This window comes from Amycolatopsis lurida (assembly GCF_900105055.1).
Taxonomy (GTDB): domain Bacteria; phylum Actinomycetota; class Actinomycetes; order Mycobacteriales; family Pseudonocardiaceae; genus Amycolatopsis; species Amycolatopsis lurida.
In genome coordinates, this window is record NZ_FNTA01000004.1 from 4,089,554 (window position 1) to 4,109,120 (window position 19,567).

Consider the following 19,567-nt stretch of genomic DNA (forward strand, 5'->3'; position numbering starts at 1 on the left):
TGACGACACGCGCGCGCGTGTTCGCCGAAAGCTCGGATCCGCCGTCACCCCGCAGGCAGGAAGGTCAGCTCTTTGACTTCGGTGACGAACTTTCCGCCCTCGTCTTCACCCAGCTGAGTGATCCAGAGGATGAAGTACTGACCCTGCTGTGGCTGCTGCAACGCGATGGTCGATTCGCCCGCCGCGAGGTCTCCGGACCCGACCACCTTCGTCTCGTCGAGCTTGGGGTTCTTCTTGTCGGCGGAGCGGATCTCGACCTTGGAACCGGGGCTCGCGGCGTCGATCTTGACCTGGGTGAGGTTGATCGGGTCCTTGAAGGTCACGACCAGCCCGACGCCGTCCTTGAGTACCGGGAACTGCTTGTCGTACTGGTCGGTCTTCCACGAGGTGACCGTGTCGCCGTCGGTGGCGTTCCTGGCCTTGCCGGGGCTGTCGCCCTTGCTGCCCGGGTTGAAGACGGCCACGGCCGACGGCTTCACCGCGGCACCCACGGCGGGGGACGGCTTCTGCTGGGCGGGCGGCGGCTGTTCACCCGAGGGCGGCGCGACCTGCGAAGAGGACGCGGCGACGTTGATCTTCGGACCGCTGGACTTCGACTCGCCCTGGAACAGGTTGATCAGCATCATCCCGCCCCAGGCGAGGATGACCACGGTCGCGACGACCAGCACGGTCACGCCGAACGCCAGCTTCTTGCGCCGCGCGACGTCCTTGACCGGCTTCTTCGTCGTCCAGACCGTGCCGTCCGATTCGGCCACGGCCTCTTCCTCGCCGACGGCCTTGATCAGCTGAGTGCGCTCTTCGGCTTCGGCGACCTGGTCCAGCACGCGCAGGATGGCGGCGCTGGTGCGGATGCCGCCATGGCCGCCGTCCTCGATGGTGCGGACGGCGAGCGAGGACAGCTCGACCGGCACCGTCGGGACCAGCGAACGCGGCGGGATCACGCGGCCGGTCGGCGCGTGCGGCGCCGCCGGGATCGCGGCCGGACCGCCGGGAAGGGCCCAGCGGCCGGTCAGCAGCAGATACAAGACGGCGCCGAGTGCCTTGACGTCGTCACGAAGGGTCGCTTCGGGCAACGGGCCAGGGAAGGCGAGCTTCAGCGCGCCATCCGGCGTGAGCCGGAGACGCTGCGGGTGGTCGAGGCCGAGGACGAGCCCGTTCTGGTGGGCGTGGTCGACGGCTTCCGCCAGCGCCTGCACCATCCGGGCCGCCGCGGCGGGCGCCACCGGGCGCTGCGCCACCAGGTCGACCAGGTCGCTGCCCTTGGTCCATTCCGCGACGACGACACCGAGCAGACCTTCGCTCGAGGTGACGCCGCTGCCGAGACTGAGCACGTCGAGAACCCGCGCGACCCCGCCGTGGCCGAACTTCGAGGCATGCGCGGCACGCTCCAGCGTCCGGCGCGCGAGCCGGGCGGCCTCCGCGTCCGCAGGGTCGCCGACCAGCAGCGTCAGCGCCACGTCCCGCTTCAGCTGCCCGTCGCGGGCACGCCAAAGATGCGCGGCGGCCCGCTCGTCCACCCCGAACTGTGCGAGCAGGCGATACCGGCCGTCACCGACGACCCGGCCAGGGGCCAGTGACCCGCCTTGGGCCCGGATGCCCATCTGGCCGGCCTCCCCTGCCTGTTCGCTCCGTCTCGTATCCACCGCACTCTCCCGCGTAGCTCCCGCCTCGAGAGTACCCAGAATACGACCCGTGAACGCGCGCCATCCGTGCGTGAATCGTTATCCGCGCTTGATCAACCGGGTGATCCTCGCCGTGGCGGGCTTCAATTCCTCGACCTTCAAGGCCATGAGCACGCCGAACGACACCACGATCCCGACCACCGTCTGGAGCAGAAGTTTCACCCAGGCATGGAAAGTAGGCCCGAACGAGTCAGGGACGATCTGCCCGGCGAGCCACGCCGCGCCGACCCCGAGCACACTCGCGACGACCGTGAAGAGGATCACCCCGAGAACCCGCTTGCTCCGGAGATTTCCGAGGGTCACCCACAGCCAGACCTGACCGAGGATCGCGCCGACGACGAACGTGAGGCCGTTGACCATCATCACGCCGAGCACGATGTTGTCCGGCGAAAGCAGCGCCGGGCACAGGTACAGCAGCGGCACCTTCACCACGGTCATCACGATCATGATCAGCACCGGCGTCCGCGCGTCCTTCATCGCGTAGAACACCCGCATCTGCAGCATGACCAGCGCGTACGGCAGCAGCGCGAACGCGGAGATGGCCAGCGCCTCGCCCATCCGCGACGCGTCCTCGACCGTGCCCTTGCCCAAGGTGAACAGGGCGATACCGACCGAACCCCCCACGACGGTCATCACGGCCGAAATCGGTACGAGCATCACCGTCGAGATCCGGGACGCGTAGGAGAGGTCGCCGATCAGCTTTTTGTGGTCGCCGTCCGCGGCCGCGCGGCTCATCCTCGGCATGATCGCGGTCAGCAGCGACACCCCGATGACGCCGTACGGCAGCTGGAAGAGCAGCCATGCGTTGCTGTACGCGGTCACACCGCCCTGCGAACCGCTGGTCAGCACCCGGGTGGTGATCGTGTAGCCGACCTGGCTGACCGCGACGTAGCCGACGGTCCACAGCGCCAGCCCGCCGAACTCCTTCATGCGCTTGTCGATGCCCCAGCGCCATTTGAACTTGAACCCCGACCGCAGCAGCGGCGGGATCAGCAGGATCGACTGCGCCACGATGCCCGAGGTCACGCCGATGCCCAAGGTCAGCAACTTGGGGTCGGTGATCGACACCGGATCGGTGGAGATGTTCCCCGGCATGATCCACACCACGAGGATCGTGAAGATGACGACGAGGTTGTTGATCACCGGCGCCCACGCCGTCGGCCCGAAGATGTTCTTCGCGTTCAGTACCGCCGAGAGCAGCGCGAACACGCCGTAGAAGAAGATCTGCGGCAGCAGCAGGTACGCGAACGCGGTGACCAGCTCGGGATTCGCGTGGCCCTTGTCGTCGACGTAGAGCTGGGTGATCAGCGGTGCCGCGAACACCGCGATCGCCGTCCCGACGACGAGCAGCGTGCCCGCCACCGTGACCAGCCGCTGCGTGTACGCCACGCCGCCGTCCTTGTCGTCCTGCGACCGCACGAGCAGCGGGACCACGAGGCTGGACAGCACACCGCCCATCAGCAGCTCGAAGATGATGTTCGGCATGGTGTTGGCGACGTTGAACGAGTCGTTCTCCACCTTGGCGCCGATGGCCGCGACGAGCAGCAGCTTCCACGCGAAACCGGTGATGCGGCTGATCAGCGAGGCGATCGCCATCCGGCCGCTGGACTTCGCGATCGACGGCGCCTTCGCCGGAGCGGCGACGTCCTGTTCGCCCGTCTCCCCCGGCCGCGGTTTGACCAGCGGCGCGTCCTTGATCGCCGGCATGACCTGCGTGGCGAGCTGGTCGTACGGGCGGAGGACGTCGGGGTCGGCGACCGGCCAGCGCGATCCCATCGGGACGCCGGGGGTGCGCGGGATGAACCGCGTCGCGTCGGGTTCGTCGCGCCGGTCGACCTGCCATGGGCGGACCGGTGGCGGCTGGCGGCGCCCGCGATGCGGCGGCGGCGGCGGTGTCTGGTGGAGCGCCTGGGGCGGCTGGGGTGCCGGCGGACGCCGCGGAGGCGGATTCTGGGACGGCTGCGGCAGCGGCGGGCCCTGCGGCGGCGGAACCGGTTGGCGACGGGTCGGCGGAGGAGGCGTCCCCTGGACAGGGGGCACCTTCCGCGGCGGTACCTGCTTCGGCGGCGGCGGGGTCTGCGGTGGCCTCAGCCGCCGTGTCTCGTCGTCGGGGCGGCCCGCCACCCGCTGGCGGCGGCCGTCGACCGGCGGTGGGGGCGGCGGCGTGGCCCGCCGCGGGCGCTCACCGCGTTCGGGCGGGGGCTGCTGCGGGGGCGGCTGACGACGCTCCGGACGGCGTACGGGTCCATCGGTGCGGCGGGGCGGGGGCGGAGTGCCTTCGCGCCGGGGACGGCCTGCACGCTCGGGCGGTACACCCGGCTCTCTTTCCAACGCGTGCCCAATCCTCGGTGCTCGGCTACGTGATGCCCGGCGGCATCGTTCGACCCAGGGTAATCGGCAACGCCCGGAAACACTTAAACCTGTGCGTCCTCGGTCACACGTGGGGCGGTTTCGTTCGCCCGATCGGCTCGCGAGTCCTTGATCCTCCGGTAGATCCGCCGGGACGACAGGAGCAGCAGCGCACCCGCCGCGGTGACCGTGATGATGATGGTGATCGCGCCGTACTCCGTGGACGTCAGCTCGAACCGCGCGGCCGACCCGAGCGGCGTCCCGTCGGGCGTGGTCAGCGACACGTCGACACTGAACCGGCCCGCCCGCAGCGCCTCAACAGGGAGCAGCCGGTTACGGGCGCTGTTGGCCGGGACCATCTGAGCCTGCAACTGGGTGTCGTCGGTCGGGCGCAGGCCCACGTTGTTCTTCAAGGCGACCTGGACGGCCACGCCGACCGGCAGGTTGTTCGTGATGAACACCGGCAGCGGCGCCGCGCCGGAAGCCAGCGCGATCGTCTGCTTCGGCCGCTCGACGGTGACCTGGCTGCGGATCGCCTCCAGATCGCCGCGGGCGTTGCCGGTGACGGTCGCGGCGTCCGCGCCGCGCCACGACGTCGACGCGGCCCGGATGAGGGCGAGGCGGACCGGGGCGACCACGTCGGCCGGTCTCACCCGTTTGGTGGCGTCCATCGTCATCGCGGACGACAGGCTCAGCGTTTCGTTGTCGAGCTGGGACATCTTCGCGGTGACGTCGCCGCTGGTCGAGGCCGTCAGATCCCGCGGGTCGTAGTTGACCGACGCCGTCCCGGACGGGCTTTCGCCGAGCAGTTCGGGCAGCGGCGCCGACTTGAGGAGACCGGCGGTGTAGAAGTCGCCCATCCGCCCCAGGAACGTGGTGAGTTCGGTGCCGGTCGCGGCCCACTGCCGCGGCGGCGCGATCAGCAGGCGCGAGCGTTCCGGCCCCTCGTTCTGCCCGCCGAGCCCGGCACGGAAGGCGATGGCGCCGAGCCCGTTCTGGGTGGACCCCGAGCCGTTCAGGGCGGACGAGATCAGCGCGTCGATCGGCTGCGCGCGCAGGTCCGTCCCCTCGATCGAGACCCCGCTCGAAAGCGGCGTGCGGGACTGGAGCTTGCCCGAATCGGTCAGCACGGTCTTGACGCCCGCCTTGCCGATCGCTTCGACGGTCTGCGAGTCGAGGGCGCCGCCGGGCCAGAGCACGCCGTCCTGCGGCTGGATGCCGAGGAGGTTCTTGATCGTCCCCGCGCCGCCGAGCGCGGTGGTCATGAGCGCGGTGTCGGTGGCGTCGCCGGCGCGGACCTTCGTCAGCGCGGTGAGGTCGGCGTCGGCGAACGGGAGGGTGACCACACATCGGCCCGCGACCAGCGCCTTCAGTCTGCCGAGCCAGTTCTTCGCGGTCTCGGCGCCCTTGCCGGGAGCGCCGCCCGCGACCTGATAGCCCCGGGTCATCGCGTCGACGGTCGCGACCAGGTCGGGGTCGATGGCCAGGCACAACGACGACGAGACCTTCGTGTCGGCCTCGGCCGCGCGAGCCGCCTCGACCAGCGAGTCCAGCCGTCCGCCGGGGGCCAGTTCGTCCGCCAGCCGCTCGTCCGCCAGGGTCAGCGGACCGCCGAGCGGGGCGGAGACGACGTGCACGGCGCTGTTGGCGATAGGCCACAGCAGGCTCGTCGACGGCGCCGACGAAGGACGTGACGCGGGTGCCCTGCCGGGGACGCCGAGCACCGGCATCAGCAGGGTGACCGCCGCCAGCCGTTCCGGCCCGCCGAAATCCGGGGTGCCGTTGATGTTGACCAGCAGCGGGTACACGCCAGGCCTCGGGAACTGCAGCTTGGCGGCTTGACCGAGCGGGACCGCCAGGTCCAGCGCGGCGCTCTGGCCGGGTTCCAGCACGTCCGGTTCGAGATCGACGAACTCCGTCGCCGCGAGATCCTTGAATTTGTCACCGGCGAGGACGTCACCGATCTGCTGCTCGTTCTGCAGCCGCGTGCCCAGTTGCAGCCGGACGCCCAGCTTGCTGATCCGCCGGTCGCCGATGTTGGTGACGCGACCGGTCACGGTGAGCGAAGCCGACGTCGAGGTGATCACGCGGGGGTTGAGCTGATCGAGGTCCACGCGCAGCCGGGGCTGTTCCTGGGCCTGCGCGACCGCGACGGGCAACGCGCTGAAGGCCAGGAACAGGATCGACAGGACAGTGGCGGCAAGCCGCTTCACTCAGGTGCTCCCTCGGCGGTGTGCTGTTGCTGCGCGAAGAGTTCTTTGGCCTTCCGGACCAGCTTGCGCTCGTCGGAGTAGGCGAGTTTGGTCTCCAGGTCGGCGAGCGGCACCCAGGCGACTTCGGTCACCTCGACATCCTCGTCCGAAAGTTCGCCGCCGGTGGATTCCAGGATGAAATGGTGCACCGTCTTGTGCACCCGCCGTCGCTCGGCCACGAACCAGTAGTCGATGGTGCCGAGGGGCCGCAGGACCCGCGCGGAGATGCCGGTCTCCTCCTTCACCTCGCGCACAGCCGTCTGCGCATGCGTCTCACCGTCCTCGATGTGGCCCTTCGGCAGCGACCACAGCAGTCTGCCGTGCCGGTCGAGCCGCCCGATCAGCGCGGCGTTCGCCCGTTCGGCGTCGACGACGAGTCCACCGGCCGAGGTTTCGTCGACCGTGGTCAGCCGCCTTCCCCGCCTGCGCCTCCGCCGGCGGCCCGGCTTCGAAGCGCCGGAGCGCCCGGCTGATCCAGACATGCTGCGATGCTAGAGCAAACGGCGGTACGGGTACGCTGGCTCTCCGTGCCCGTGTTGGGCCGGGCCGTAGTAAGTACATCCAAATCGTGGTGGGATTGTCGTGAACAAGGTGGTCGCCGGGCAGGCGATTGCGGGGAAGAGCACTGCGATGCAGAACGCCGTGACCGAGCTGATGCGCATCTCCCCGTTGGCGGACGAGCTCGCGAAGCTCTTCGCGAAGGCGGGGTACAGCCTGTACCTGGTCGGCGGCAGCGTCCGGGACATGATGCTCCGCCGGCTGTCGAACGACCTCGACTTCACCACCGACGCCCGTCCGGACCAGGTGCTCAAGATCGTCAGCGCCTGGGGCGACGCGGTGTGGGACGTCGGCATCGCGTTCGGCACCGTCGGCGTGACCAAACAGGGCATGACCCTGGAGATCACCACGTTCCGCGCCGACAGCTACGACCGCGTCGGCCGCAACCCCGAGGTCACCTTCGGCGACAGCATCGAGGGAGATCTGCTCCGCCGCGACTTCACGGTCAACGCGATGGCGATCGACCTCGCGCACAAGACCTTCGTCGACCCGCACAACGGGCTCCAGGCCCTGCAGGACAAGGTGCTCGACACCCCCGCGACCCCGCAGGAGTCCTTCGCCGACGACCCGCTGCGCATGCTGCGGGCCGCGCGGTTCTCCGCGCAGCTCGGGTTCACCGCGGCGCCGCGGGTGGTCGACGCGATGTCGTCGATGGCCGAGGAGATCGACCGGATCACCGCCGAGCGCGTGCAGGCCGAGCTGTCGAAGCTGCTGCTGGCGGACGACCCCCGGCCCGGGATCGAGCTGCTGGTCGACACCCGCCTCGCCGACCGCGTGCTACCTGAGGTGCCCGGCATGCGGCTGGCGATGGACGAGCACCACCAGCACAAGGACGTCTACCAGCACTCGCTGACCGTGCTCGCGCAGGCGATCGACCTGGAGAAGTCGCACGAACCCACGTCGGAGCCGGACCTGATCCTGCGGCTCGCGGCGCTCCTGCACGACGTCGGCAAGCCCGCGACGCGCGAGTTCCAGCCCGGGGGCGGCGTGAGCTTCCACCACCACGAGGTCGTCGGCGCGAAGATGGCGCGCAAGCGTTTGCGCGCGCTGAAGTTCTCGAAGGAGATCGTCCAGGACGTCAGCCAGCTCGTGTTCCTGCACCTGCGGTTCCACGGCTACGGCAAGGGCGAGTGGACCGATTCGGCGGTGCGGCGCTACGTCACGGACGCGGGCGACCTGCTGCCCCGGCTGCACAAGCTGGTGCGGGCCGACTGCACCACGCGCAACCGCAAGAAGGCGGCCGCGCTGCAGGCGACTTACGACGACCTCGAGCGGCGGATCGAAGCGATCCAGGCGCAGGAGGACCTCGACAAGGTCCGGCCGGACCTCAACGGCGAGGAGATCATGCGGATCCTCGACCTCAAGCCCGGGCCGGACGTCGGCAAGGCGTGGAAGCATCTGAAGGAACTGCGGCTCGACCGCGGTCCGCTGGAACACGACGAGGCGGTCGCCGAGCTGAAGAAGTGGGCCGCCGAGAACGGCATCGGCGGCTGATCGGGGCGAAGACGCCCGGTTCGTCACGGTTTGCGCGTCATCAGCTGAGATAAACCCCGTTGGTCTCTGGATCCATGTGGCGTAACCGGAGATACTCCTGCCGGTGCTCCGGGCAGGGGGAAAATCCATGGCGAAGCGGCCGCCCAGTTTTCTGGTGACGTTGCTGCGTCGTGGCGCGCCCGCGCTGGCGACGGCGACGAGCGAGCTGTCGGACGAGGTCGGTGACCCGACCCCGATGCGCGCGCTCCGGCGGATCCAGCACATGTCGGGCCCCATCGACACGGCCCATCGCGACACCCTGCTGCTCAGAGCCGCCCGCTACGTCGCCCTCGTCCCGCTGGTCTACCGGCTCTTCGCGGTGCCCGGCGCGTTCGGCGTCTACGTCTCCACGCACGGCATGATCGGGATCGGGCCGGTCGGGCTGGTGGCGCTCGGTTCGGTCGGGCTCTCGCTGTACGGCATCCGGTGGATGCTGCGCTCGGCGCCGTTCCGCCCGCAGTTCGCGGCCCGGTTGCTGGCGATCGACCTCGTGTTCACGCTGCTCGCGCCGCTCGCGGTCGGGGCGCTGGTGCCGGCTTCGGTCTTCACCGAGGCGATGGCGATCCCCGGCAAGCACCTGCTCGGCGAGGTCGCGCTGCTGGCGCTCGCGCTCGGCATGCCCGCGGCGGCGGCTCTCGCTGTCGGCAGCTTCCCGGTGCGGATGCTCGCGTCCTTGCTCGGCACCGGCCAGGCCGCGCCCGGCGACGCCATGGCCACCTTCCCGTCGATCCTCGGCGTCCTCTTCACCGCCAGCGGCGCCCTCGTCCTGATCGGGCTCGGCACGCGGCTGGCCCTCGCGTACGGCATCCGCAACGGCCGGATCGCCGAACGCGCCCGCCAGCACCGGATGCTGCACGACTCCGTCCTGCAGACCCTCGAAGCGATCGCGCTGGCCAACAAGGGCGACCCGGTCGCGCGGCTCGCCGAGGTGCAGCGGCTCGCGCGGGCGCAGTCGATGGAACTGCGCCGGACGATCGAGAGCGAGGCCTCGGAACGGTCGGAGGCCGGTTCACGGCCGTTGGGCGAGAAGCTCGCTTCGCTGGCGGCGGAGATGGCGCGAGACGGGCTGCGCGCCCAGCTCGTGATCGCCGAACTCGACGACGACACGCTTTCGGAGGTCCGGCAGATCGCCATCCGCGACGCCGTCCGCGAGTCCCTGCGCAACACCCTCAAACACGCCGGGACGGACAAGGTCGTCGTCCGGGTCGAGGAGCAGGAAGGCGGTGTCGCGGTGATCACCCGCGATCACGGTGCCGGATTCAGCATCGACTCCCGGCCCGCCGGTTTCGGGATCAGCGAGTCCATCACCGCCCGGCTGAACGAGGTCGGCGGGACCGCCAGGGTGGAGTCGGCTCCGGGCAATGGCACCAGAGTCACCCTTTGGGTGCCTTTCTGACGGTAAACAGGAGAACATGAAGAAAACGGACGTCCTGGCCGAAGCGCTCGCCGCGTACCGCGACGGTGACCGGGCCACGGCAGCGGACCTCGCCGAGCGTGCCGGATCCACGCTCGGCCGCGAGCTGCACCGGTACTTGACCGAAGGCGGCGGCGGAGGTGTGTACGACCAGCCCGCCGCGTTCACGGCGTTCATCCGCGGCGGCGGGAACGTCAAGCTCTACCGGCAGCTCAGCACCATGCTCGCCCGGCGTTACGGCAGCGTCGGTTCGCTGCTCGACCTCGGCTGCGGCGACGGGCTCGCCGTCGTCCCCGCCCTCGAACAGGCGGATCGGCAGCCGGGCCGGATCGACCTGGTCGAGCCGTCGAGGGCGCTGCTCGCGGAAACGCGGAAGCAGCTCGACGGCACGCACGGCCTGCACACCTGGGACGCCACCGCGCAGGAGTTCCTCGCCCGCGACGACGACCGGCAGTGGCAGCTGACGCAGTCGACCTTCGCGCTCCAGTCGATTCCGACCGGCGAGCGCACCGAGGTCCTGCGTGCGCTGCGCCCGCGCACGTCGTGCCTGGTGCTCGCCGAGTTCGACGTGCCCGAATACGACGAAGGCTCTCCCGAGTACCTGCTTTCCCTGGTCACCCGCTACGAACGCGGGATCTCGGAGTACGGCAAGGAGGCGTCGCTCGTGGCGCAGGGGTTCCTGCTGCCGATCCTGCTCGGCCTGGTCAAACCCGGCGCGGACCGCACGAACTGGGAGCAGCCCGCCACCGATTGGGCTTCGCAGCTGAAGGAAGCGGGTTTCACCGGCATCCGGATCGAGCCGCTCGCGGACTACTGGTGGTCGCCCGCGGTGCTGATCACCGCTTCCTGAGTGCGGTCACGCGAGTTACGGCTCCAATCACGGACGGCTCGCCGTGGAAGCCCGCCACCACACGGCAGCGGAGCCGGAACTCGCGTGTCTGGGACCTCGGCGCGGCTACTGGACGCGGGAAAGCGCGCCGGTTTCGAGGTGCTGGGCGATCGGCCGGGGCAGCACGTAGGCCACGGCCCCGCCCGGGGTCCCGTTCCACGGCGCGGTGATGCCGGTGACCACGCGCAGCGGCCGCACGACGCGGTACAGACGGCGCTCGCGTTCGCGGTCCGCGGCCAGCGACGTCTCGATGAACCGCGCCGACTCGGCGTGCACGAGGTTGCCGGTCTCGTTGCCGAACCGCTGCACCGTGGTGCCCGACGGCAGGACGACGATCCGCTTGCGGCGGAAGAAGTTCAGCGGCGGCTCGCCCCGCAGCGGCAGGATCGGCCAGTCGGCCGGGTTGTCGGACTCCTCGTTCGCGCCCACCGCGGCGCGCGCCGGGTACAGCAACAGGGTGCCGAGGAAGAAACGCGCCGCCTCTTCGAGTTTGGCGAACGCCACCGGCTCGTCCGTCGGCGGGCGAGAGACCTCCCAGCCGCTCTCGGTGCGGCGCAGGGTCCAGAGCCCCGGCTCCGGCACCGCGTTCGCGCCGATCCGGTAGGCCGTCGGCGCGACTCCGTGTTCGGCCAGCCGCTGGTACAGGACGTCCAGCACCTCGACGGCGCGGATGTCGCGCGAGGGTTCGCCGTCGCGTTCGACGCGGGTGCGGGCGCTTTCGTCCGGCAGGTCCGCGGCGGTCTGCGGCGGCCGCGGCTTGCCGACGATCTCCGCCTCGGCGGTCGCCCGCACCAGCTCGCCGACCAGCGGCGGCCGGAAGCCGGCGGCCCGGATGTGCTCGATCAGCTCCGGCTCCGGCGGCACCCCGTACTTGCGCAGGTAATGCGGCACGGCCGCGGGCCAGATCCACACGCCGTCGGTGTGGAAGGCGTTCGGCACGTCCGGCGGGCCGTTCGGGGTGAAGATGTCGGGCTGCGGACCCGGCCGGGTCAGCGCCACCGGCGAGCGGAAGAGGTAGTCCAGGACGCCGCGCATCAGGTCCGGCGGCACCGGCGGCCGGTTGACGACCGGTCGTTCGCCCTCGTTGTGCGCGTCGACGACCTTCGCGTGCCGGAACACGATGTCCAGCGGCAGTCCCGCCTTGGCCGAAAGCCAGGCCGGGACGTGCTTGGCGTCGCGCGGGTGGATCGCGAGCTCGGTCGCGTACGCGCGCGGCGACGGCTTCCCGCCCTCGTTCGGCGCCAGCCGCCAGGTCGGTTCCTGCTCGGCGTCGAAGTCGAAGTCGAAATTCGATTCCGCGTCGAGCGTGAAGGTGCCCTGGAACCAGGTGCCGGTCTCGGGCTGGTGCATCGCCGCGCGCAGCCGCGCGAACAGCGAACCGAGCTCCGGCGGGGCCGCGATCGACACCGACACCGGGCCGTTGCCCTCGTCGCCGACCGAGCGGACCTCGAGTTCGGAGTAGTCGCCGACCTGCCGGAACTGGGCGCCGACCCGCTGCCAGCCCGGCGGCAGCACCCGCAGCAGGGTCCGGCCGATGGCACGCAGCAGCGCGCCCTGGTCACCCGTGCCGATCGCCGGCCGGGCTTCCGGCGTCTCGACGAAGTCGTGCCTGGTCTGCCACAACGCCGTCAGTCGCGACGACGAGGCGGTCGTCGAGAAGTCCGTCAGGCCCAGTTCGGCCGCGCGGGCCGCGTCCTCGCCCGCCCAGCGCAAGGTCAGGTCGCCACCGCCGGTGTTCGGCGCGATCTGGAAGTGCTCGTCGTCGAACCGGCCGTACGACTGGAGGCTGAAGGTCGCGCCGACCTCGCCGTTCAGCACGACCCTGGCCGGGCGGCCGTTCCAGTCGCGGTCGAAACCCTCGGGCGCCGCTTCCCCCGGCGGCGCGATGAGCAGCAGCGTGCCGTCTTCGGTCGACCGCTGGGCCGCGAAGACGGTGTCCCCCCAGACGGCGTACAGGCCATCCGGCCGCTCCGCCGCTTGAACCCGGTAACGCACTATGTGTCCCCTCCCCAAGTTCCCCAAACCGGGGGTAAATCTAGTGGGCCGGATAGCGGACGTACCACCGGTCGTCACCCGGGGCGTTCCCGCCGAACTCCGCGAGCGCGTCGTCCGCCAGCTGTCCGATCACTTCGCTCAGTTCCAGCTCCACGAGCCAGCTCGTCTCGAGCTCTTCCTCGCCGTACATGGCGCCGACGAGGTTGCCGCAGACCGAGCCCGTCGAGTCGCTGTCGCCGCTGTGGTTCACCGACGCGAGCAGCGCGACGTTCGGGTCCGTGGTGGTCAAGGCGACGTAAACCGACATGGAGAGCGCGGTTTCGCCGATGTTCCCCTGTCCGAGCGTCTCCAGCTTCTCCGGCGTCGGCGCCCCTTCCCCGGCCAGGGCGAGCGCCTGGTCGAGTGCGACACTCTGCTCCTCGTGTCCCGGGTACTTCTCCAGTTCGGCACGGGCGGTCGTGACGGCGTCGAGCAGCGGTTTCCCGCGCAGCAGTTCGTGCACGATCACCGCGAAAGCACCCGACGAGAGATACCCGCTCGGGTGACCGTGCGTCAGTGCCGCGCTCTCCGCGCCGAGCCGGAAGACCTCCGCGAGGTCGTCCGACCACAGGGCGACCGGCGCCGCGCGCATGATCCCGCCGCAGCCCTTCGAGTTGTTGACCGGCTTGTCCATGCCGGCGCGTACGCCGGTCTTGCCGTACGCCTCCAGCTCGCTGAAGCAGGTGAGGCCGGGCGCGCGACGGCTGAACAGCTCGCGGTTCGTGATCAGCCAGCCATCCGGCTCCGGGCTCGTGTTCTCCGGGCCGCGTGCCCGCTCCCACGAGACGCCCTGCGTGTGCAGCCAGCGCTGGTAGGCCAGCTGCAAGGACTGTTCGACGGGCTCGGTTCCGTGGTGGGCCCTGATCAGGCCTTCCAGGGTGAACAGCGTCATCTGGGTGTCGTCGGTGATCCGCCCGAGCCCGCCGTACGCCGGGATCAGGCCGGTGATCCCGGCCGGTCCGGCGATTTCGCGGATGCGGTCGATCGAGTCGAACTCGGTCTTCGCGCCGAGCGCGTCGCCGAGCGCCCCGGCGTACAGGCTGCCGCGCAGCCGCGACCTGGTCGCCGGATCCTGAAGCCACTCGCGCATTTCTCTACTGATCTCCTCGTGGGTACCGGTTCGCGTCCCAGCGTCGCCGTTCTTCGGGCTCGCGGGGCAGGCCGAAGCGGTTGAAGTAGTAAAAGGCGTCGCCCGCCATGGCGTCGACGACGCCGAGGTCGGCGTACGCGGCGAGCCACGACTCCGGCAGACCGGGCACGGTGAGCCTGGCGCCCACCATCGCCCCGGTCAGCGCCGCGGTCACCGTGCCGCCGCGAGCGGCCAGCGCCAGCGCGGCTTCGGCGTCGTACCCGCGTTTGGCGGCGGCGAACAGGGCCCGGCCGAGCACCGAAAGCGGCGTCCTGCCGTCCCCGATGCTGTCGAACTGCTCGACGTCATCGCCGTCGACCTCGTTCCGGAGGTCGAGCACGGTCTTGACCAGCTCCCCGACCTCGCCGCTGTACTCGTCGAAGCCTTCGAGGAAGTTCGCGACCGCCGGTTCGCCGTTCCGGGCGGCGAGCTGGGCGCGGAACACGTTCACCAGCAGTTCGGCGCCGTGGACGACCTCGTGTCCCGCCGCCGAGCCGACCAGTTCGCGGACGACCTTCATCGCGTAGAACGTGCTGTCAGCGGGCCCTTGCACCCCACCGGTCACCGTCGCGGCGAGCGCGGTCGCCAGCATGGCGGAGAACTCCGCGGGGGGCGGGCCCGCGCCTTCGGTGGCCTTGGCGACCCAGCCGTCCGGCCGTCCGCCCGCGGGCAGCGACGCCGGGATCTCGGGCTTGTCCGGGGTCGGGTCCAGGCCGCGGATCACCGATTCGGTGTGGAACAGCAGTTGCCTGGTCAGCCCGCCGAGGGCCAAGCCGTCGGCGGGATCGGCACCCGAGCCCAGCGCGTCTCCGAGGGCGAAGCCGACGTACGCGCCGAGAAGCCGCGGGTACGCGAAGCTGCCGACGGGGAGTGTCGGGTCGTAGAACTTCCCGAACGTCCAGGCGCTCGGGCGAGGTTCGCCGTTGTCGTAGAAGTGCGTCACGAGCCCGTTGGCGAACAGGTCTTCGGGCAATTCCGGCAGCGGACGGCCGTCGTGCTTCGCCCGGGAGCGCTCGAACGACAGCGTCGCGGCGCGCACGTAGCGGGTGAGCTCTTCGGCGCTCAGGGGGTAACCGTTGTCCCTGGCCTGGTCGACGAGGCTCCGCAGATTCGCGATGGCGGCGCCTTCGTACTCCCCGCTGAAGTACGCGGGGCGCCCGACGGACTCGGGGCGTTCGGTGCCTGCCGGGAGTTCGAGGTCGGCGACCTGCCGCAGTGTTTCCGGGTAGACGTTGAAGGTCTCCGGACGGCCGGGGTTGACCAGCAGGCCGACTCCGGGATTGTCCTTGGCCCGCCGCAACAGCACGCGGGGCTGGACTCGCTGCCACATCGTGTACTCCGACGGCACCTGTGCCTCGGAGGTGTAGACGACGAACCGCGCGCCGGCGTCACCGAAGTCGCGGACCTGGAGGTGGCCGTCCTTCGCCGGGGCCAGGACGTCGAGGTCCAGCATCCAGTGGACGAATTCCTCCGGAGTGATCCACTCGACGCGAAGGTAGCCGAGCAGCGTCTCGACCGGGCTTTCCGGTGCCGGGCGGCCGGAGAACCGCGGCCCCGGCCGGTGCTCCGGGTTCGCGCGGACCGCGCCGGTCGGCTCGCCGAACAGCGTGTGCTGCTCCCAGCGCAGGATCGCCGCCTTCGGCACGGGCAGGCCGGGGACCGCGCCCGGGTCGAATTCCGGATCGACGACCTCCGCCCAACGGGTGAAAGCGTCGCTGTCGCCGCCCGCCGCCGAAACCGCCATCAGCTCCAGGTCGAGGCGGATCTCGCCGCCGTCGTCCGGGACGAAGGCGACCGGGCTGGGGAACAGGCCGGCGCCGGGGTCGGTCCCGTCGAGCCAGCCGACGGTGTTGTAGGTGACGTTCCAGCCGTCGGTCGCGCGCACGACGTAGTCGCGGCGGACCCGCAACGCGCCGGTCCCCTCCCCGCCACGGCCCGCCAGCCACTCCTCGACGCGGCTGACGGCTTCCTCTTCGTTCATCGTCCCCATTCCAGAATCCGTCACCAGCGCGGATACCGCTGGGCCCAGCCGTCGACCTCGTGCAGCGCCGAGTGGCGGTCGAAGTGCCAGAACGCGTCCGTGGCGATGTTCTCCACCAGGTAGCGCAGTTCCAGCTGCTCGACCCACTTCTGCGGCAGACCGGGGATGCCGGTGCGGGCGCCGAGCAGGGCACCGGCGATGGCACCGGTGATCGCGCTGCGGCCCGAGTGGTTGACCGCCCGCAGCAGCGCCTGCTCCGGGTAGTTCTCGAAGCCGGACAGCGCCGCGAACGCGCGGCCCAGCACCGAAAGCGTGCCCTTGCCGTCGCCGATCAGCTCCGGGACCCGCAGATCGGGCAGGCCGTGCTTGCCGAAGAACGGCACCGATTCCGCGACCATCGCCTTGAGATCCGCCCAGACCGGCCCACGCTGGTGCGGGTTCTGGTCGCTGAAGATCTCCCGAGAGGTGTTCCAAATCGGGTAACTGAACGCTTCCGAGGTCAACGCGGGTTCGAACAGCCAGGTCAGGTAGGTCGCCGCTTCGACGTCGACCTCGCCGGGGTGGGTCACCGCGACGAGGTCGCGCACCGCCTGCCGGACACCGCCGCTCATCGCGCTTCCCGGCCCGGCCGCGGTCATCGCCGCCGGCAGCGCCGCGACCAGTGCGTCCGGCCCGCTCAGCGGCATCGCCGTCGGCGAAATGGTCGCCAGCGCGTGATAGGCGTTCAGTTCGGCGTCGTCGGGGGTGCGGCGGACGCGGAGTTCCGGCACCTTCACGAGCCAGCCGTCGGCGTTGTCCAGCGGCGCGCCCTGGGTGTGGAGCCAGCGCATCAGCGAATTGCGCGCGACCGTCCCGAGCGCCTTTTCGGCGTCACGGTTCTCCGGCTGTTCGCGATGCGGGCTGCGGATCACGGCCTCGGTGTAGAACAGCAGCCGCTGGGTGAGCGGCCCGATCCGGCCTGGCAGGTCGAACGCGACCGGCAGATCGGTGACCCCGTCGGGGCCGTAGGTGCTGTGGATCTCGTCGAGCCGCATCCGGTCGACGGCCGCGCCGAGCGCCTCACCGAGCGCGAAGCCGACGTACGCGCCCGTGACGCGCTGCCAGCCGTAACGCGAGCTGGAGCGGTCTCGCTCGAAGTACTTGCCGAAGGTGTCCAGACGCGGCTGGATCTGCCCTTCGTTGTCGTAGGCGGGCGCCAGCCCGTTGGCCCGCAGGTCGTTGGGACGGCCGCGAGGTGGTTCGGGCTGCCGGAGCCGAGCCAGCCACGACTGCCCGAGGACGGTCTTCTGGCACTCCTCGGCACTCAGCTCAAACCCGCGGCGGCGGGCCCGCTCGGCGGCGGCCAGCGGCGGCTTCACCGGTTCGGGCAGGCCCATCTTCGCGGCGGTGTCGGCGGCGAGCGCCTCCAGCTCCGGGTCGGCTTCCGGGCAGCGTTCGTTGACGTCGACGCCGGGGCCCCGGCGCGGGAACCGCAGCGCGGTCTCGGCGAGTTCGGCGCCGCTGACGTCCTCGAACGTCGCGGGACCGCCGTTGATCACCAGGTTCGGCGGGCTCTCGTAACCCGCGAGGGTGGCGATGTCGACCTTCCAGTACCCGTGCTCACGGGACGGAAGGTTCCTGGACGAGCTGAACACCCTCAGCTCGGCGCGTTCCTCGTTGAAGTAGAAGCGCTCCGTCTTGCCCGACGTCAGGTCGAGCGGGACGTAGACCTCGCAGCGCAGCAGCCCGACGAGCAGCTGCTCCCTGGTCAGCCAGCCGACGCTGGCGAACGACAGCAGCGTTTCGAGCTTGTTCTCCGGCTTCGGGTAGCCGCGGCGGATCGGACCGGCCTTGTACTCCGGGTTCTCCCGTTCCTCCCCGGTCTGCACGCCTTCCGCGTTGACCTTGACCCAGCCCGCGACGACCGGCGGCGGGACACCGAGGTCACCGAGCCCGGCCTTGGCGTACTCGGGGTCGACGACCTCGCGCCAGGCCTCCTGGCCGGGGAACGCAACCGGGACGCTGAGCCCGCCTGGCTGCGGATGCGCCTGGCGCAGCTCGCCGTCCGGTTCGCGGACGATCACCGACGGCGGCGGGAAGATCTCCTTCTCGGCATGACCCTCGTCGAGGAAGGCGATCGTGTTGTAGGGGACCGACCAGCCCTCGGGGATGCGCAGGACCTTCTCGTGGTTCACGCGCAGGCCGGCGCCGCCCGGTTCGGACACGTCCGGACCGTGGACCGCGCGCAGCCACTCTTCGACCTTGGCTACCGCTTCCGCCGATTCCACCTACTCGATCCTCTCCAGGCTGCCGTCGGACACGTGCTCGGCGATGGTCCTCGGGAGCACGTAGGCCACCGCCCCGCCGGGCATGTTCGCCCACGGGACGGTGACACCGATGATCACGTGGAGCGGGCGTCGCAGCCGGTAGGTCCCACCGACGCGCTCCCGTTCCAGCGGCAGGGACGTCGTGGCGAACCGTACCCCTCCGTGGTGAACCAGATTGCCGGTCTCCTCGCCGAACCGCAGTACGACCGTACCGGCGACCATCCGGCTCACGCGCTTGTTGCGGAGCAAGGTGAGGGGAGGCTCACCCGGCGCCGCTTGCACCGGCCAGTCGGCGAGTTCCTTCGCCGTCTCCAGTGGCGTCTCGTGCCCGGCGGTCATCCTCGCCGGATGCAGGAGAAGCGCGCCGAGAAGCTGATGCGACGCGTCTTCGAGCTTGTCGAAGTACTTCGGCGACACGGGGGTGCCGCCCGAGTAGGCCGCGACCTCCCAGCCCTTCTCGGTGAAGTTGAGGCACCAGGCGCCGTCCGCGCGGTCGCCGATGCGGTAGGCCTCCGGCCAGACGGCGTGCTCGCCGAGCCTGCTGACCAGCACGACCAGGAGTTCTTCGTCGGTCAGTGCCGGATTCGGCGACGTCTCCAGCTCCGCGGCGATGTCGCCCTCGGTCTTCTTGACGTCGGAGCGGCCCGGCTTCGGCCGCGGTTTGCCGAGCAGATCCGCTTCCGCGGTCCGCCGGACGAGGTGCTCGACGTACGGCGGCTGGAACCGCTGGCTTCGGATGTGCTCGACCAGGTCCGGCTCCGGTGGGATCCCGTATTTCCGCAGGTAGTGCGGCACGGACGCGTGCCAGATCCAGGTGCCGTCGGTGTGGTAGCTCTCGGGGACGTCGCCGTCGGCTTCGGGATCGAAGATGTCCTTGCCGAGCCCGCTGCCGGAGAGGATCGCCGGCTCACGTTCGAGATACTGCGCGACGAGCGGCGCTTCGGACTCGTCGAGTTCCGGTCTCTCCACCACGGGCGGCTCGCCCTCGGTGTACGCGTCGACGATCCGCGCGTGCCGGAACTCGACGCGCAACGGCAGCTGCGCGCGCAGCCGCCACCAGTCGGGAACGTGCTCGTCCTCGCGCGGGAACGCGGCCAGCTCATCCGGGTACGCCGAAGTCCCCGGTGGCTCGGTCCACGCCGGTTCGTCGTCGAGGGTGAAGTCGAAATCGAAGGTGCCGTCGGGCTTGAGCGTGAACCGCGACTGCAACCAGGTCCCCCGGCCGGTCGTGTACATGCCGGTGCGAAGCCTGCCGAAGAGTTCGGCCAGCTCGGGCGCGGGTGCGCAGTTGTGCCCCGTGAGTTCGGTGTGCTCCCCGGCCTGCCGGAAATCGGCGACGGCCGGATGGGCCGCGTCGGCGACACCCGAGCGGATGAGCTTGCCGATCTCGACCAGCAGCCCGCGTTGTTGTTCGGGAGTGAGTTGTTCCACGTGAATCAT

The 19,567-nt window shown here is 70.4% G+C and carries 12 protein-coding genes; 3 read left to right on the plus strand and 9 right to left on the minus strand.

The window, feature by feature from the left end:
• Positions 1-44: 44 nt before the first annotated feature.
• The 4 genes from BLW75_RS24545 to BLW75_RS24565 all read right to left on the minus strand — a co-directional run bounded on the left by BLW75_RS24545 (position 45) and on the right by BLW75_RS24565 (position 6,765).
• Positions 45-1,601, minus strand: a complete 1,557-nt coding sequence (locus BLW75_RS24545; RefSeq protein ID WP_167373628.1) for a protein kinase family protein — start codon at positions 1,599-1,601, stop codon at positions 45-47.
• Positions 1,602-1,721: 120 nt separating this feature from the next.
• Positions 1,722-3,458, minus strand: a complete 1,737-nt coding sequence (gene murJ / locus BLW75_RS24550) for a murein biosynthesis integral membrane protein MurJ (protein ID WP_034321862.1) — start codon at positions 3,456-3,458, stop codon at positions 1,722-1,724.
• Between the two features lie 638 nt (positions 3,459-4,096).
• The gene (locus BLW75_RS24560) at positions 4,097-6,244 is read right to left on the minus strand and encodes a DUF6049 family protein (RefSeq protein WP_034324004.1); all 2,148 of its coding nucleotides are present in this window, start codon (positions 6,242-6,244) and stop codon (positions 4,097-4,099) included.
• Positions 6,241-6,765, minus strand: a complete 525-nt coding sequence (locus BLW75_RS24565; protein ID WP_034324002.1) for an NUDIX hydrolase — start codon at positions 6,763-6,765, stop codon at positions 6,241-6,243. The genes BLW75_RS24560 and BLW75_RS24565 overlap by 4 nt, the downstream gene beginning before the upstream one ends.
• Positions 6,766-6,913: 148 nt before the next feature.
• Between BLW75_RS24565 and BLW75_RS24570 the strand changes: the two genes are divergently transcribed.
• From BLW75_RS24570 to BLW75_RS24580, 3 genes are all read left to right on the plus strand, one after another.
• On the plus strand, positions 6,914-8,335 hold the full coding sequence (locus BLW75_RS24570; RefSeq protein WP_034323999.1) for a CCA tRNA nucleotidyltransferase: 1,422 nt from the start codon (positions 6,914-6,916) through the stop codon (positions 8,333-8,335).
• Between the two features lie 127 nt (positions 8,336-8,462).
• Entirely contained in the window at positions 8,463-9,770 is a 1,308-nt protein-coding gene (locus tag BLW75_RS24575) for a sensor histidine kinase (protein ID WP_034323996.1), read from the plus strand.
• 16 nt (positions 9,771-9,786) lie between these two features.
• Positions 9,787-10,638 (plus strand): class I SAM-dependent methyltransferase, encoded by an 852-nt coding sequence (locus tag BLW75_RS24580; RefSeq protein ID WP_034323994.1) that lies wholly within the window; start codon positions 9,787-9,789, stop codon positions 10,636-10,638.
• A gap of 105 nt (positions 10,639-10,743) precedes the next feature.
• On the opposite strand, the gene BLW75_RS24585 is transcribed toward BLW75_RS24580, so the two are convergent.
• The 5 genes from BLW75_RS24585 to BLW75_RS24605 are packed head-to-tail and all read right to left on the minus strand — an operon-like array spanning position 10,744 to position 19,558.
• The gene (locus tag BLW75_RS24585; RefSeq protein ID WP_034323991.1) at positions 10,744-12,672 is read right to left on the minus strand and encodes a TNT domain-containing protein; all 1,929 of its coding nucleotides are present in this window, start codon (positions 12,670-12,672) and stop codon (positions 10,744-10,746) included.
• A gap of 40 nt (positions 12,673-12,712) precedes the next feature.
• Positions 12,713-13,801, minus strand: coding sequence for an ADP-ribosylglycohydrolase family protein (locus BLW75_RS24590; RefSeq protein WP_034323989.1), 1,089 nt, complete (start codon positions 13,799-13,801; stop codon positions 12,713-12,715).
• Between the two features lie 4 nt (positions 13,802-13,805).
• Entirely contained in the window at positions 13,806-15,821 is a 2,016-nt protein-coding gene (locus BLW75_RS24595; RefSeq protein ID WP_034324010.1) for a YrhB domain-containing protein, read from the minus strand.
• Positions 15,822-15,841: 20 nt separating this feature from the next.
• Positions 15,842-18,088, minus strand: a complete 2,247-nt coding sequence (locus BLW75_RS24600; protein WP_034323986.1) for an ADP-ribosylglycohydrolase family protein — start codon at positions 18,086-18,088, stop codon at positions 15,842-15,844.
• Positions 18,089-19,558, minus strand: coding sequence for a TNT domain-containing protein (locus BLW75_RS24605; protein WP_198935860.1), 1,470 nt, complete (start codon positions 19,556-19,558; stop codon positions 18,089-18,091).
• Between the last annotated feature and the right edge of the window lie 9 nt (positions 19,559-19,567).

Excerpts from the sequence above, each read along its gene's own strand:
- BLW75_RS24595 (WP_034324010.1), bottom strand. The coding sequence starts at position 15,821 with ATGAACGAAGAGGAAGCCGTCAGCCGCGTCGAGGAGTGGCTGGCGGGC.
- murJ (WP_034321862.1), bottom strand. The coding sequence starts at position 3,458 with ATGGGATCGCGCTGGCCGGTCGCCGACCCCGACGTCCTCCGCCCGTAC.
- BLW75_RS24590 (WP_034323989.1), bottom strand. The coding sequence starts at position 13,801 with ATGCGCGAGTGGCTTCAGGATCCGGCGACCAGGTCGCGGCTGCGCGGC.
- BLW75_RS24545 (WP_167373628.1), bottom strand. The coding sequence starts at position 1,601 with ATGGGCATCCGGGCCCAAGGCGGGTCACTGGCCCCTGGCCGGGTCGTC.
- BLW75_RS24565 (WP_034324002.1), bottom strand. The coding sequence starts at position 6,765 with ATGTCTGGATCAGCCGGGCGCTCCGGCGCTTCGAAGCCGGGCCGCCGG.
- BLW75_RS24580 (WP_034323994.1), top strand. The coding sequence starts at position 9,787 with ATGAAGAAAACGGACGTCCTGGCCGAAGCGCTCGCCGCGTACCGCGAC.
- BLW75_RS24570 (WP_034323999.1), top strand. The coding sequence starts at position 6,914 with ATGCAGAACGCCGTGACCGAGCTGATGCGCATCTCCCCGTTGGCGGAC.
- BLW75_RS24575 (WP_034323996.1), top strand. The coding sequence starts at position 8,463 with ATGGCGAAGCGGCCGCCCAGTTTTCTGGTGACGTTGCTGCGTCGTGGC.